The 12,500-nt window shown below is 40.1% G+C and carries 18 protein-coding genes (2 of these 18 only partly in view); 11 read left to right on the top strand and 7 right to left on the bottom strand.

Going from position 1 to position 12,500, the window contains the following annotated elements; translation table 11 throughout:
- The 6 genes from gatB to A994_RS09140 form a co-directional block, all read left to right on the top strand.
- Nucleotides 1-506: the end of an Asp-tRNA(Asn)/Glu-tRNA(Gln) amidotransferase subunit GatB gene (gatB, locus tag A994_RS09115; RefSeq protein WP_004031183.1), read on the top strand. 856 nt of this gene lie to the left of the window's left edge; 506 of the gene's 1,362 nt are visible here — the last part of the coding sequence; its start codon lies beyond the left edge, outside the window; it ends in the stop codon at nt 504-506.
- A gap of 177 nt (nt 507-683) precedes the next feature.
- Nucleotides 684-932, top strand: a complete 249-nt coding sequence (locus A994_RS09120; protein ID WP_004031184.1) for a DUF504 domain-containing protein — start codon at nt 684-686, stop codon at nt 930-932.
- Entirely contained in the window at nt 929-1,732 is an 804-nt protein-coding gene (locus A994_RS09125) for a CBS domain-containing ParB/RepB/Spo0J family partition protein (protein ID WP_004031185.1), read from the top strand. Before A994_RS09120 ends, A994_RS09125 begins: the two co-directional genes overlap by 4 nt.
- The gene (gene hisE, locus A994_RS09130; RefSeq protein WP_004031186.1) at nt 1,729-2,016 is read left to right on the top strand and encodes a phosphoribosyl-ATP diphosphatase; all 288 of its coding nucleotides are present in this window, start codon (nt 1,729-1,731) and stop codon (nt 2,014-2,016) included. Before A994_RS09125 ends, hisE begins: the two co-directional genes overlap by 4 nt.
- Before the next feature lie 255 nt (nt 2,017-2,271).
- On the top strand, nt 2,272-2,844 hold the full coding sequence (locus A994_RS09135) for a flavin reductase family protein (protein ID WP_004031187.1): 573 nt from the start codon (nt 2,272-2,274) through the stop codon (nt 2,842-2,844).
- Nucleotides 2,845-2,922: 78 nt separating this feature from the next.
- Nucleotides 2,923-4,077, top strand: a complete 1,155-nt coding sequence (locus tag A994_RS09140) for an aldo/keto reductase (protein ID WP_004031188.1) — start codon at nt 2,923-2,925, stop codon at nt 4,075-4,077.
- A gap of 60 nt (nt 4,078-4,137) precedes the next feature.
- Here the strand turns inward: A994_RS09140 and A994_RS09145 are convergent, their stop codons facing one another.
- Entirely contained in the window at nt 4,138-4,578 is a 441-nt protein-coding gene (locus A994_RS09145) for a MarR family winged helix-turn-helix transcriptional regulator (protein ID WP_004031189.1), read from the bottom strand.
- Between the two features lie 172 nt (nt 4,579-4,750).
- Here A994_RS09145 and A994_RS09150 point away from each other — a divergent pair, with 172 nt between their 5' ends.
- The 5 genes from A994_RS09150 to A994_RS09170 all read left to right on the top strand — a co-directional run bounded on the left by A994_RS09150 (nt 4,751) and on the right by A994_RS09170 (nt 8,060).
- Nucleotides 4,751-5,542, top strand: a complete 792-nt coding sequence (locus A994_RS09150) for a nitroreductase family protein (protein WP_004031193.1) — start codon at nt 4,751-4,753, stop codon at nt 5,540-5,542.
- A 108-nt stretch (nt 5,543-5,650) separates the two neighbouring features.
- Nucleotides 5,651-5,851, top strand: coding sequence for a 4-oxalocrotonate tautomerase DmpI (dmpI, locus tag A994_RS09155; RefSeq protein ID WP_004031194.1), 201 nt, complete (start codon nt 5,651-5,653; stop codon nt 5,849-5,851).
- A gap of 147 nt (nt 5,852-5,998) precedes the next feature.
- Entirely contained in the window at nt 5,999-6,640 is a 642-nt protein-coding gene (locus tag A994_RS09160; RefSeq protein WP_004031198.1) for an NAD(P)H-dependent oxidoreductase, read from the top strand.
- Nucleotides 6,641-6,796: 156 nt separating this feature from the next.
- The gene (locus A994_RS09165; RefSeq protein WP_004031199.1) at nt 6,797-7,306 is read left to right on the top strand and encodes a nitroreductase family protein; all 510 of its coding nucleotides are present in this window, start codon (nt 6,797-6,799) and stop codon (nt 7,304-7,306) included.
- A gap of 184 nt (nt 7,307-7,490) precedes the next feature.
- Entirely contained in the window at nt 7,491-8,060 is a 570-nt protein-coding gene (locus A994_RS09170; RefSeq protein ID WP_004031201.1) for a flavin reductase family protein, read from the top strand.
- Between the two features lie 37 nt (nt 8,061-8,097).
- Here A994_RS09170 and comE read toward each other — a convergent pair whose 3' ends face one another.
- From comE to A994_RS09200, 6 genes are all read right to left on the bottom strand, one after another.
- Nucleotides 8,098-8,652 carry a sulfopyruvate decarboxylase subunit beta gene (gene comE / locus A994_RS09175; protein WP_004031202.1) on the bottom strand — a complete coding sequence of 185 codons (555 nt, stop codon included), beginning with the start codon at nt 8,650-8,652 and terminating at the stop codon, nt 8,098-8,100.
- Nucleotides 8,653-8,713: 61 nt separating this feature from the next.
- Nucleotides 8,714-9,205: a sulfopyruvate decarboxylase subunit alpha gene (gene comD, locus A994_RS09180; protein WP_004031203.1), complete on the bottom strand. Its 492-nt coding sequence runs from the start codon at nt 9,203-9,205 to the stop codon at nt 8,714-8,716.
- A 256-nt stretch (nt 9,206-9,461) separates the two neighbouring features.
- Nucleotides 9,462-9,776 carry a TIGR04076 family protein gene (locus tag A994_RS09185; protein ID WP_004031205.1) on the bottom strand — a complete coding sequence of 105 codons (315 nt, stop codon included), beginning with the start codon at nt 9,774-9,776 and terminating at the stop codon, nt 9,462-9,464.
- Between the two features lie 228 nt (nt 9,777-10,004).
- Nucleotides 10,005-11,030: an L-sulfolactate dehydrogenase gene (gene comC, locus A994_RS09190; protein WP_004031206.1), complete on the bottom strand. Its 1,026-nt coding sequence runs from the start codon at nt 11,028-11,030 to the stop codon at nt 10,005-10,007.
- 117 nt (nt 11,031-11,147) lie between these two features.
- Complete coding sequence (purM, locus tag A994_RS09195; protein ID WP_004031207.1) at nt 11,148-12,173, bottom strand: phosphoribosylformylglycinamidine cyclo-ligase; 1,026 nt, start codon at nt 12,171-12,173, stop codon at nt 11,148-11,150.
- Between the two features lie 133 nt (nt 12,174-12,306).
- Nucleotides 12,307-12,500: the end of a hypothetical protein gene (locus A994_RS09200; RefSeq protein WP_004031208.1), read on the bottom strand. 805 nt of this gene lie beyond the right edge of the window; 194 of the gene's 999 nt are visible here — the last part of the coding sequence; its start codon lies beyond the right edge, outside the window; the stop codon is at nt 12,307-12,309.

The raw sequence follows: 12,500 nt of genomic DNA on the forward strand, positions 1-12,500 counted from the left end.
GTATTAAAAAGGACCATGCTCAGGTCATGACCTCGGAACTGGAACTGGCTGATGCCTTTGAAGAGGTGGCCCGAGAGGTGGACCCTGAGTTTGCTGCACTGTGGATGAGGGATGAACTCAAAAGAGTGCTTTACTACAACAAACTCAACTACAGGGAAAGTGAAATAACCACAGCCCAGCTAGTGGAGTTACTGCGGATGTTGCAGGATAAGAAGATCACCACCAAAGCTGGTCAGAGGATCATTGAACAACTACCACATAATCCCAAGATGCCAGGACTAATTGCCGAGGAAATGGGACTGGTGGGAGTGGTGGAAGATGACACCGTACTGGCAGCAGTGAAACAGGCCGTAGATGAAAATCCTGAAGCTGTCTCTGACTACTTTGAGGGTAAATCCAAGGCCCTGAATTTCCTGGTTGGCCAGGTAATGCGCCTAACCCGTGGTAAAGCCGATCCTTCAAAGACCAACCAGATGGTTGTGGAAGAACTTAAGACACGGGAATAAATCATTAAACATGATTAAATTTTTAATAACTGGATTAATATGTTAATTAATGGTTGATGCTGTTAATTAGCTGATAAAAACAGGTGTTAAATGCAGAAAAACTTCTAGTAGGGTAATTCAAATAAAATATTCAAATTTGATAACTTAAATAAAAATCAAATTTGAGGTTAATCCTTAATGGCCAAAAGAATCCTGGATATGTTGAGATGGCATCCGGAAATGAAATTTGAAGATTGTAAGGTCACCTACCTGCATCGGGGAAGTCCGGGTAACCTTAAAACCATTCCAGCCACCAACATTCAAGCTTTAGAAGGAGGATTTATGATTATGTTTGATGGATCTATGGTTCCTTATCATCGTATAATTAAAATAGAATCTGAAAAAACAGTTATATGGGAGAATCCTAAAAAAGGGGAGTTTTCATGACTAAATCCACACTGGTTAAGGATTACATGACCCGGGCGGTCATAACCGTCACCCCGGACACTCCCAATGAGGAAGTAATCCAGTTAATGAAGAAAACTGGTCACGATGGGTTCCCGGTTATAAACAATGGCGAAGTTATTGGTATGATAACTGCCTTTGATTTCCTCCTGAAAAAATGGGCGGGTTATGTCCGGGATATCATGTCCACTGATGTGGTGGTGGCTGATGAATCCATGTCCCTTAACGACGCTGCCAGGGTTCTATTCCGCATGGGGATATCAAGAATGCCTGTAATAAGTGAAAAGGGCACTCTGGTGGGTATTATAACTAACACGGATATTGTACGTTCCCATATAGAACGTTCCACTCCTATGAAGGTTAGGTACTTTAAGAAGACCTTGGAACAGCTTTATAATATTAAAACCAAACTGGTCCATGAAAAGGTGCCCATTGATCGTTTAAGGCCCACCCAGAACCGGGTGTATGCTGATGAGCTCCAGGGACGTACCTACGAACTTAGGAGAGGACTGGCAGAACCAACCATTGTGGTAAAAACAGGAAACCGTTTCATCCTGGTGGACGGCCACCACCGTACTGTTGCCTCCCGTAAACTGGGATTCAAGGAAATAGATTCCTACGTCATAACATTGGATGAGGATATAAAACTGGGAATGGAAAAAACCGCAGATAAAGAGGGTATTTTTTCATTAGATGATGTGGAGATCATAGATGATGCACAACACCCCTTAATAGCCATAACTGGTCCATTACGTAAAGATGATAAGGTGATTAAGAAATGAAGGATGAAATTATCAGAGAAGTCTACCAGGTCCTGGAGAACAGAAGGGACCACACAATTGACTCCTACACTTCCCGTATCATGCAGGATGATGATAAAAAAGCAGAGGATAAGATCCTGGAAAAGATAGGTGAAGAAGCTGCAGAAGTCATCATTGCCTCTAAAAATGATGAAAACCTGGTTTCGGAAAGTGCTGATCTTATATTCCACACCCTCCTGCTTTTAGTGTATAAGGGAGTGGACCTGGATGAGTTGTTCACAGAATTTGAACGGAGAAGGCATTAAAATCATTTTTTATAGTTTAACTCATTTTTAGAAAGGTTTTAATACTTTTAAAAGATTTAACATTTTAAAAAGGGCGATCTTCGTTTTTAATGAACAATTTTATTTTCAAACATTATTTTTCAAACATTTTTTTGAATCTTTCATTTTAATATTTGATTGTTTTAATTGCACCGACAAAAACTTATATCATTTGTACATACAAATGATTATTTGTGATAAGAGTATTATCAATCTGTGAATTAAAGGGGTAAGAAAATGGAAAAAACAGATCTGGGCAAAAACACATTCATTTATCCAATGCCAGTGACACTTCTGGGCACTAAACATGGAGAAACAGCAAATTTCATGGCATTAGGATGGTTAAGCAGGGCTAATGGGAATCCACCTTTACTGGTTGCAGGGATAAACAAAGCCCATTTAACCACTGAACTTTTAAAGCAGAATAAGGCATTCAGCATTAACTATCCTACAGTGGATATGATTAAGGAAGTTGATTATTGTGGGCTGGTATCTGGACGAAAAGAAGATAAATCACAGCTTTTCACAGTTGAATATGGCAAACTGGGAAGTGCACCGCTGATCAAGGAATGTCCCATCTCTATGGAATGCAAACTGGTTGATGTTTATGAAATGCCAACCCATAATCTGTTCGTAGGGGAGATAATTTCAACATACGCAGATGAGGAAATTCTCACCGGTGGAAAACCAGACATGGGCAAACTCAATCCACTACTTTTAACCATGCCGGATAATAATTACTGGACTGTTGAAAAAAAGGCAGGTAAAGCCTGGAATATCGGACTGGAATTGAAAAATATGAGGAGTTAAATAATCTTTGATTAATTTTAATTAAATTTTGGGTTAATTTTAAATGATTTTTTTGTTTAATTTAAGATGAGGAAAATCATGCTGTATCGAGAAATGGGTAAAACTGGTGAAAAGATTTCCATACTGGGATTTGGATGTATGCGACTGCCTATCATGGGAACATACGATCGGATTGATGTTGAAAAGGCAACACAGTTATTGGATTATGCCCTGGAGGAGGGAATAAACTACCTGGACACTGCTTACCCTTATCATAGTACTGAAACATCTAAGGGCGGGGCCAGTGAAGTGTTTCTGGGGGATTACTTCACTGAAAATGATAGAAGGGATGAAGTCTATCTGGCTACCAAGTCTCCCACCTGGCTTTTGGAAGATGAGCAGGATATGGATAGATTCCTAGATGAACAGCTCAAGCGACTGAAGATGGATTATATAGATTTTTATCTCCTGCACTCCCTGAAGGAGAAACAATGGTATCATCTGGAAGATCTTGGTGTTTTCGAGTTTTTAGATTCAGCAATCTCTGATGGGCGTATAAAATACACAGGTTTTTCCACCCATGATGAAACTGACTTTGTGAAGGAAGTTGTGGATTCTTACCAGTGGGACATGTGCCAGATACAGTACAACTACCTGGATGAAAATATTCAGGCAGGTTCAGATGGCCTGCAATACGCAGCAGGGAAAGGATTAGGTGTGGCGATTATGGAACCCCTTAAAGGTGGGGTTCTGGCAGATTACGTGCCACAGGAAGTGCAAAACATATGGGATGGTGCTCCTGTAGGGAGGACACCTGTAGAGTGGGCGCTGCGTTACCTGTGGAACATTCCAGAGATAAGTGTAGTTTTAAGTGGTATGAACACCATGGAACAGTTACAGGAGAACCTGAAGATTGCAGAAGAGGGCCTATCAAAATCATTAACTCCAGAAGAAATGGAGATAATGGATGATGTAAAACAGGTTTATCAAGGTAAAATCAGTGTGGAATGCTCCCGCTGTGGATACTGCATGCCCTGCCCCAGTGGAATAAACATACCCCGGTGTTTCAGTTACCTGAACCAGGCTGAAATGCTGGAGGACTATTCTGAAGTGAAAAATCAGTACTATTTCATGTTGAAGGATTTTGAAAGAGCAGGGAACTGTCTGGAATGTGGGCTCTGTGAGGAACTGTGCTCCCAGAACCTTCCCATACGTGAGCAACTACGGAATGTGGAAAAGAAAATGGGAAATTAAAAAATCAGTAATTTTAGGGTTCAACCAACTATTATTCATTAATTAACTATTTTCATTTTATTAAATATTTTTTTCCAGTTTAGTTGCTGCTTTATCAATAGCTTCAGTTAGTTCAACACTTTCTTCGCAACCTAAAATTTCTGAGTAACGTTTATTCAGGTTTTTCAAGCATTTATCAATTTCACTCTGGAGTTCAGCTCCCTTACTGGTAGGATACAGATAGGATAATTTTCCCTCTATTTTTCTTTCAACCATTCCCCTCCCTTCCAGTTTGTCAATGAAACGGGTGGTGGTGGATGGTTTGATGTTCATGATTTCTGAAAGCTCTTTCTGAGAAAAACCCGGATGCCGATTTATGTTCATAAGGGTTAAAGCGTGTGAGGGTGAAAGACCGGTTTTAATAAATTCTTCCTCGGCCATTTTGTTAAGAATCCGGTTAAGTTTGTTACTGGTGAAGTACAGGCAACTGCACATGACCGGGCATTGTTTTTTTTCATTCATGGTGGGAATGCACCTCAAGTTAGGTATGTTCGTCTTTTTTATTAAAATTTTTAGAATTAAGATTTTTTGGTAAACTTTATATGTTATTGTGTGTACATACAACTAATAGTTTTGGGTGGTTCACCCGAATATTCAAACAGTAAAAAATACGTAAAAATGGGGAAAATCAAAAATGGAAAATTTAAACAAGGAACTATGTATAAAATGTGGGGTTTGCACCCTTAACTGTCCCCTTGGCCTGATAGAAATAGAAAATTATCCTGAAATTCCAGAAGATGCAGTGGACTTCTGTGTGCAGTGTGGACACTGCATGTCCATCTGTCCAGAAGGAGCAATCGGATCACCAAACTCCGGAGGAAGGGTGAATGGAAGTTTCCACATCACACCCCTGGAAATGGGATTGCACATGAAATCACGAAGATCAATACGTAATTACAGTGATAAACCAGTAGAAATGGAAAAACTGGAAAAAATCTTTGAAATAATAAGATATGCACCCACTGGAAATAATGGCCAACCAGTGCAATGGACCGTGATCAACGACCCTGAAAAGGTTAACCAGATAAGTACCAGTACCATTAATTGGATGAGAGAAGTTTTAAAGGGAGAATCTCCATTTATGGTGCCGATAGAGCCCCTGGTTGAAGCATGGGATAATGGAATGGATTCAATCCTGAGAGGTGCGCCCTGTCTGGTGGTGGCCCATGCACCATCAGATAAAAAAAGTGCCTTAACCGATGGAATAATTGCCTTAACTCACCTGGACCTTTTATTACCCTCCTTTGGAATGGGTGGATGTTGGGCGGGTATTTTAAACATAGTTTGCAGTCAAAATCCTTCTTTAAAGGGTTTGATGGGAGTTCCTGAAGACAATACGGTAATTTATCCATTTATGGTGGGATACCCCAGGTACCAGTACCAGAGAATCCCTGAAAGAAATCAGCCCGAAATAATATGGGAATAAATAAGTTTTTAAAAGAATTTGGGGATTTAAAAAGTTTTGGAAACTAAGACCATTCTAAAAAATTTATTAATAGTTCATGATTTTTAAAAATTTTTGAGGTGTTTTAAAATGCCCGTAATAAACATGGAAGTAGGAAATCTTTCTCTAGAACAGAAAAAAGAACTCATAACTAAATTCACCGAAGTTGCAGTGGAAATAACTGGTATTCCTAAACAATCTTTCGTAGTAACAATAAGAGAATTACCTGATGAAAATTTAGGAGTAGGTGGGGAAACTGTTGCAGAAATCAAAGCTAAAAATTCAATTTAATTATTAATTACTTACTTTAAATGGGACTTCCTTAGAGTTCTGTGAGTAAGGGGATAAAATGAAGTGATATTAAAGAGATAATAATAAGTAGAGATTTTTTATGGAAAAATCCAATGGTAGTGAAGAATTAAAAATTGGGGGTAAAAAATGAATGTATTGATAGTTTACGCACATCCTGAGCGTGAATCTTTGAACGGGACCTTGAAAGATCTGGCAGTAGACACCTTAACTGATGAGGGACACCAGGTACAGGTATCAGACCTTTACTCCATGAAATGGAAGGCAGTCCTGGATGAGGAGGATTTCCCAGAGAGAATGAACAAGGAACTCTTCAACCCCATACTTGAACAGCTCAATGCAGTAAAAAAAGGTGCCATACCTCAGGACATCAAGGAAGAAATGGACAAGGTCCTCTGGGCAGATCTGATCATATTCCAGTTTCCCATATGGTGGAGTAACTTCCCAGCTATCCTGAAAGGATGGGTTGACCGTGTTTTCTACAATGGATTTGCATTCAACCTGGCAGAAATGCAATTATACGGAAATGGGCCATTGAAGGGCAAAAAAGCAATGTTATCATTCACCACTGGAGCACCCCGTGAACTCTACACCGATGAAGGACCACACGGTGAGATTGAAGTTCTCATAAAGTACTTTAACCATCTCCTGTTTGAATTCGTTGGAATGGAAGCCCTTCCTTATTTTGCTATCTTCGGACCAGGGGACATGACTGAGGAAGAACGTGAGGTTGAACTGGATAGATTCCAGGAGATCATTAAAAATGTTTAAAATGATGTGGTTTATTTAAACTGACCTGATTTAACAGTTCAAAATGAAGTGATTATACAGTTAAATGAAGTTTTTGCAGTTAAAAAGCAGTGTTTTAACAGTTAAAAAATGATTTAGCAAAAAAATATTAAAAAATTATTCAATGGAGTTATGGACATGGAATTTGGGGATTTAATTAAAAAAAGATACAGTGTACGTGGCTATCAGTCAAGGGAAGTGGAAGAAGAAAAACTGGAAAAAGTACTTGATTCTGCCCGCATGGCACCCACTGCAGTTAATAAACAACCATTTCGTTTCATAGTGGTGAAAACTGAAGGTAGAGAAGATGAACTCAAAACTATTTATCCTGCAGAATGGTTTACCGAGGCTCCTCTGGTTATCTGTGCCTGCACTGTTAAATCAGAATCATGGAATCGCCGGGACGGACGTAACTACGTGGAGGTGGATACAGCAATAGCCATGGACCACCTTATACTGGCAGCCACAGAACTGGGACTGGGAACCTGTTGGATAGCAGCTTTCAATGTTGAAGAGGCTAGAAAAGTTCTTAAAGTGCCTGATGATGTAGAACCACTTTTATTCACTCCTTTAGGATATCCTAATGCCGAACCAAGGGGAATGGGCCGGAAAAGACTGAGTGAACTGGTCCGTTATGAGCACTGGTGATGAACTACGGTTTGTGAGATTAACTAGATAATGAGTTTGTTCAATGAAAGAATCCATTAATACGTACTTAAAAGAGTGGCACTGCATTAAATGGATTATATTTTGTTAAATAATGTATGTTGGCTAATTGGATTAAATAAGTGTGTTAAATTAATGAGATAATCAGAGTATAAGGAGTTAAAACATGAAAAAATCTTTAGGAGCCAAAACCATAACCTATCCCACTCCAGTATTTGTAGTGGGGGCCTATGACTCGGAAGGAAACCCCAACGTCATGACTGCAGCATGGGGTGGGATTTGCTGTTCTGTTCCACCGTGCATAGCCATTTCTTTAAGAGAAGCAACCTACACCTACCATAATATTATGGATAGTAAAGCATTCACCATCAGCATCCCTTCTGAAGAACACGTAAAAGAAGCCGATTATTTTGGAATAGCATCTGGAAAGGACGTGAATAAATTCCAGGCCACTGGGCTCTCCCCTGTGAAAAGTGAAGTAGTGAATGCACCTTACGTGGGTGAGTTTCCCTTTGTAATAGAATGTGAATTACTGCAAAGCGTGAAAATTGGATTGCACACCCAATTTATAGGTGAAATAAAAGATGTTAAGGTGGATGAGTCTTTTGCTGATGAGGACTCATTAATTGAAAAAATCAAGCCACTCATCTACAGCCCGGATAACTTATCCTATTATGGTATTGGTAAGATGGTGGGGAAGGCCTTTTCTGTGGGAAAAGAGTTGAATAAGAAATAAACCATTCCCTAACTTTCTTATTTACCATTTTTTATTTTTATTTACCCTGTACTTCCCTTATGAACCGTTCTTTTATCTCTTCTGGTTCCATTGGGATCACTGGAACCTTTGCATTACCTGCCTGTATTTTCACGTGAACAAAAACAGGTCCTTCCATGTCCAGAACAGGGGAAAAATCGATTTTATCTTCAGATTCCGTGTAAAGAATAGTATTTTTAAATCCTACTCCTTCTGCTACCTTTTTAAGGTCTGTGGTGGAGGAGTAAGTGCACTGGTTACCTGTACTGCCGTAACATTCATTGTCCAGTACTACCAGCACCAGATTCTGGGGTGACTGGTTGTAGATGGTTACCAGACTGCCCAGGTTCATTAACAGTGATCCATCACCGTCAAAAACAATTACTTTCCTTTTTTGGCTCAGGGCCAGTCCAAGGCCTATGGATGATGCCATACCCATTGATCCCATCATATAGAAATGTTTCGGGGAATCTTTAACATGGTAAAGTTCCCTGGAGGGGAATCCTATATTGCAGACAACCAGTTCATCTTTTAACTGACTGGTTATTTGTTCCAGGGCTGTTATTCTTTCCATTTTTATAATCTCCCTTGTTTAAATTTTTATTATTTTTTAATATTGAGTTATACTGCCTGATCTACCAGAAACTGATCTCCAGTAATATTCCCAGTGGTGATCCGCCCAGTTCTGCCAGTATCCATGATTCTGGTATGAGTTTAAGTGCTTCTTCTGGTGTTTTGGGATTTATGTAGGCGATCTCAAGGGTGTCCAGAATACCTGTGGTGGCTTCTCCCATGGGAATCTGAGCACCCATGAATTCTCCTTCAGTACCCCGGTGACTTATGATCATGAGTATGGGGAACTGATAAAGTTTAAAAAGAGAGGCCAGGACATTAACTGAGTTTCCCAGTCCAGAGTTCTGCATCAGGATGGCTGGTTTTTTATCTGCCATGTAAGCCCCGGCTGCCATACCAAATCCTTCTTCTTCCCGGGTTACTGGAACGTGGATGATATCTGGGTCACAGTCCACCATTTCCATGAGTTTACCCAGGTTCACACAGGGTACACTGACCACAAAATTGATTCCAGCTTTTTTCAGCCCATCAAAAACTGCCTGACTGCTGTCCATGTTTTTAATATCTCCCTATTTTTTTGGTAAATTAGATTATTTTATACAATTAATCATGTTTTATACAATTAATCATGTTTTATACAATTAATCATGTTTTATACAATTAATCATGTTTTATACAATTAATCATGTTTTATGCATTAAATCTTGTTTCATGCAATGTTTCATGCATTTGTATCATTTTTATCCCATTACATAATGTTTAAATGATTAACATTTGTCCCCAAATCCCTAAATGGTCCAAATCTTCTGGTTAATCCTCCACTCGTTCCAGTAAAAAAATTACAGGACGTATCCCATCGGTGCAACAGGCAATCATGGTATTTTCATCTTTCATCCAACCCTGGAACAGATCTTCTTTAAAGTTACCCCCCGTTAATAAGGCTGTTACAAATCTTAAAAGATCGTTCCATGCCCAGTCACAGAATCCTTCTGGTTTTTCAAATCCAGTAACAAATTCCTGTCCTTCATGGAGAAGGGGGCAGGGACCAACTTCCTGCTGACAGTAATCCCCTGCCAGTTCACTTTGTACGGTGGTTTTAAGGACCGTGATTTTACATAATACCATTATCAATCGCCTTGTTCTTCTAAAATGGCATCTTAATCTATGATATCTTAAAAGACTTAAACTCATTTTTTGTTGAGTTAAAGATTACACAAATTCTAGAGTTTAAAGATTCACTATTTTTGTGTAGTTAAACGATTAAATAACATTATTTGTAGAGTTTTAACTCAATGAAATGATATTTGTGGAGTTTATCTTTTAATGTGGGTTCATTAAAACTTATTGGAGTAATTATCCCAATATATCATCCATATCCACATTTGTTTTGGTAGCTATTTCTCTTAACTGTTCCACCAGTGTATCGTCTAGGGGAATACCTTCTTCCTGGTGAGTTTTCACGTTCCTGACTTCGAAATCCCCGGGTATCATCACGTTGGGTGTGGCTTTAATTTCAGCAATGAACTCATCAACATCCCTTTTAAAGTCGTCCATTTCCACGAACTTGGATGGGTCGATTGCGGTGATGAGGTCTCCTTTGGTGCAGGTAACTTCGGGGTTGGCGGTTCCGGTGACGGCCTTACCATAGGATGCATTTACCAGGGGGCCGGCCATTATTTCAATCATGAATGATAGTGCGTATCCTTTATGGGCTCCAAATGGTAATATTGATCCCTTAAGGGCTTCCACTGGATCTGTGGTTGGGTTTCCATCTGCATCCAGGGCAACGTTTGGGGGTATAGATTCTCCCTTACGCTTTGATTCCAGGAGTTTTCCCCGGGCAGATGCTGAGGTTGCCATGTCCACTGAGACGTAATGACTATCTGAGGGTATTCCTATGGCTAGGGGGTTGGTTCCCAGTATTGGTTCTTTTCCTCCAATAGGGGCAACTGCTGGTTCTGTGTTGGCAATTACAATACCAATTAAATCTTCCATAATGGCCATGTCTGAGTAATAGCCAGCCACTCCGAAATGGTTGGAGTTGTGAATACCCACCATACCTATTCCTGTTTCTTTAGCTTTCTGGATGGCCATTTCCATACTCCTGTAGGTTACAACATGCCCGAATCCATGATTACCGTTTACCCGTGCGGTGGCAGCACTTTCTTTCTCCACAGTTACTTCGGTTTGGGGTTTGATGGTGCCAACTTCCAGGCCTTTAATGTACTGGGGGAACCTACCAATCCCGTGGGATGTGAAACCCTTAAGATCCGCATCCAGGGTTACTTCGGCAATTATGGATGCTTCTTCTGATGGCACATCCAGATGAGTTAAAATATCAATTATCAAGGATAATTCCTGTTCTGGAGTAATTTTCATATAATATCACCTTCCTAAAGTTAGTTCAAGCAATCTAATTCACTATATTGTAAACCTAAAATTCGAAAATAATAATTATTCAATCACTATTTCCCAGTTTAAAACTATTTTTCCAGTTTAAAGTTGTACCCATCCTCCATGGAAGGTTTTAACTTCAACTTTCTCCTCAGGGTCTTCAGTAACTGTTCCAATGACCTGGACTGGATGGTATTTTTCAAGGATTTTAATGGCTTCTGTTGCCTTTTCCGGGGGTAGGATAACCGTAAATCCAATACCCATATTGAAAACCCGGTACATTTCCTCAAATTCCACTCCCTGGGAGGATATGAATTCAAATATTGGTTGGGGTGAGGGGAGGTTATCAATACGGAAACTTACTCCTTTTTTAAGTCTTTTAAGGTTTGTGAATCCTCCTCCAGTAATATGTGCCAGGCCATGGACTTCCACATTATCCAGGAGGTCCATGATTGCTTTTACATAGATGCGGGTTGGTTCCAGGAGTGCTTCTCCCACGGTGATGTTTTCATCAGTGGGGAGTGGATCATTTACCTTCAGATTTGCCTCTTCAAAGAAAACCCGACGTGCCAGGCTCAATCCGTTACTGTGAATTCCGCTGCTTTCAAGACCCAGAATAACATCGCCGTCCTGTATTTTGCTACCGGCAACAACTCCATCCAGGTCCACCAGTCCAATACCGGTGGCAGCCAGGTCAAAGTTCCGCACTATCTCGGGTAATGAAGCAGTTTCTCCTCCAATCATGGCCACGTTTGCCTGACGGCATCCTTCAGCAAGCCCTGCAGCGATCTGGCCTGCGGCTTCTGGGTCTGGTTTTTCCACGGCCAAATAATCTACCATAGCCAGTGGACGGGCTCCCACACAGATAATGTCATTGACTACCATGGCCACGCAGTCGATACCTACAGTATCGTATTTTTCCATGAGTTCTGCCACCAGGATCTTGCTTCCCACTCCATCGGTACTCATGGCCAGGCCCTGGTTTCCCAGGCGGACCAGGGCGGCGAAGTGACCGCTTTCGGTTATAATATCCTGATACTGGAGTGTTTCTTTTAGTTTTTTAGTGAGGGCGGAGACTGTGACCTCTTCCAGGTCGATGTCTACCCCTGATTCTGAATAAGTTACCAATTTGATCACCAGATGATTTAAAATAAAATATAGATTCGTGAGTATTGTATAACGTTATTTGGTTAAACATTAATAAAACTTTTTAGATTCTTTCGAACAAAAATTAACCACAAATTATGGGCATAGTTTTCTCTTATGGCCTTTTGAATGGTAAAAAATGTATAATAGATAGTTTGGCCAAAGATGGAAGATTAATTTTCCGGTGCTGGTTCTGAAAGTGGGTTACCTTTTCTTCAGATTTTTCATGGGGACAATTTAAAAGGAAGTTCACCACATCTATCATGGCATTAACTCCTATTTGTCGAACCCGGTAATCATCATCGTCAA

The organism is Methanobacterium formicicum DSM 3637, from assembly GCF_000302455.1.
Taxonomy (GTDB): Archaea; Methanobacteriota; Methanobacteria; order Methanobacteriales; family Methanobacteriaceae; genus Methanobacterium; species Methanobacterium formicicum_A.

What these genes read in the sequence shown, in the direction of transcription:
- A994_RS09125 (WP_004031185.1), top strand. Translation starts at nt 929, where the DNA reads ATGACTAAATCCACACTGGTTAAGGATTACATGACCCGGGCGGTCATA.
- A994_RS09145 (WP_004031189.1), bottom strand. Translation starts at nt 4,578, where the DNA reads ATGAATGAAAAAAAACAATGCCCGGTCATGTGCAGTTGCCTGTACTTC.
- A994_RS09150 (WP_004031193.1), top strand. Translation starts at nt 4,751, where the DNA reads ATGGAAAATTTAAACAAGGAACTATGTATAAAATGTGGGGTTTGCACC.
- A994_RS09185 (WP_004031205.1), bottom strand. Translation starts at nt 9,776, where the DNA reads ATGGTATTATGTAAAATCACGGTCCTTAAAACCACCGTACAAAGTGAA.
- comE (WP_004031202.1), bottom strand. Translation starts at nt 8,652, where the DNA reads ATGGAAAGAATAACAGCCCTGGAACAAATAACCAGTCAGTTAAAAGAT.
- A994_RS09135 (WP_004031187.1), top strand. Translation starts at nt 2,272, where the DNA reads ATGGAAAAAACAGATCTGGGCAAAAACACATTCATTTATCCAATGCCA.
- comD (WP_004031203.1), bottom strand. Translation starts at nt 9,205, where the DNA reads ATGGACAGCAGTCAGGCAGTTTTTGATGGGCTGAAAAAAGCTGGAATC.
- A994_RS09170 (WP_004031201.1), top strand. Translation starts at nt 7,491, where the DNA reads ATGAAAAAATCTTTAGGAGCCAAAACCATAACCTATCCCACTCCAGTA.
- A994_RS09120 (WP_004031184.1), top strand. Translation starts at nt 684, where the DNA reads ATGGCCAAAAGAATCCTGGATATGTTGAGATGGCATCCGGAAATGAAA.
- comC (WP_004031206.1), bottom strand. Translation starts at nt 11,030, where the DNA reads ATGAAAATTACTCCAGAACAGGAATTATCCTTGATAATTGATATTTTA.
- dmpI (WP_004031194.1), top strand. Translation starts at nt 5,651, where the DNA reads ATGCCCGTAATAAACATGGAAGTAGGAAATCTTTCTCTAGAACAGAAA.
- A994_RS09160 (WP_004031198.1), top strand. Translation starts at nt 5,999, where the DNA reads ATGAATGTATTGATAGTTTACGCACATCCTGAGCGTGAATCTTTGAAC.
- A994_RS09165 (WP_004031199.1), top strand. Translation starts at nt 6,797, where the DNA reads ATGGAATTTGGGGATTTAATTAAAAAAAGATACAGTGTACGTGGCTAT.
- hisE (WP_004031186.1), top strand. Translation starts at nt 1,729, where the DNA reads ATGAAGGATGAAATTATCAGAGAAGTCTACCAGGTCCTGGAGAACAGA.
- A994_RS09140 (WP_004031188.1), top strand. Translation starts at nt 2,923, where the DNA reads ATGCTGTATCGAGAAATGGGTAAAACTGGTGAAAAGATTTCCATACTG.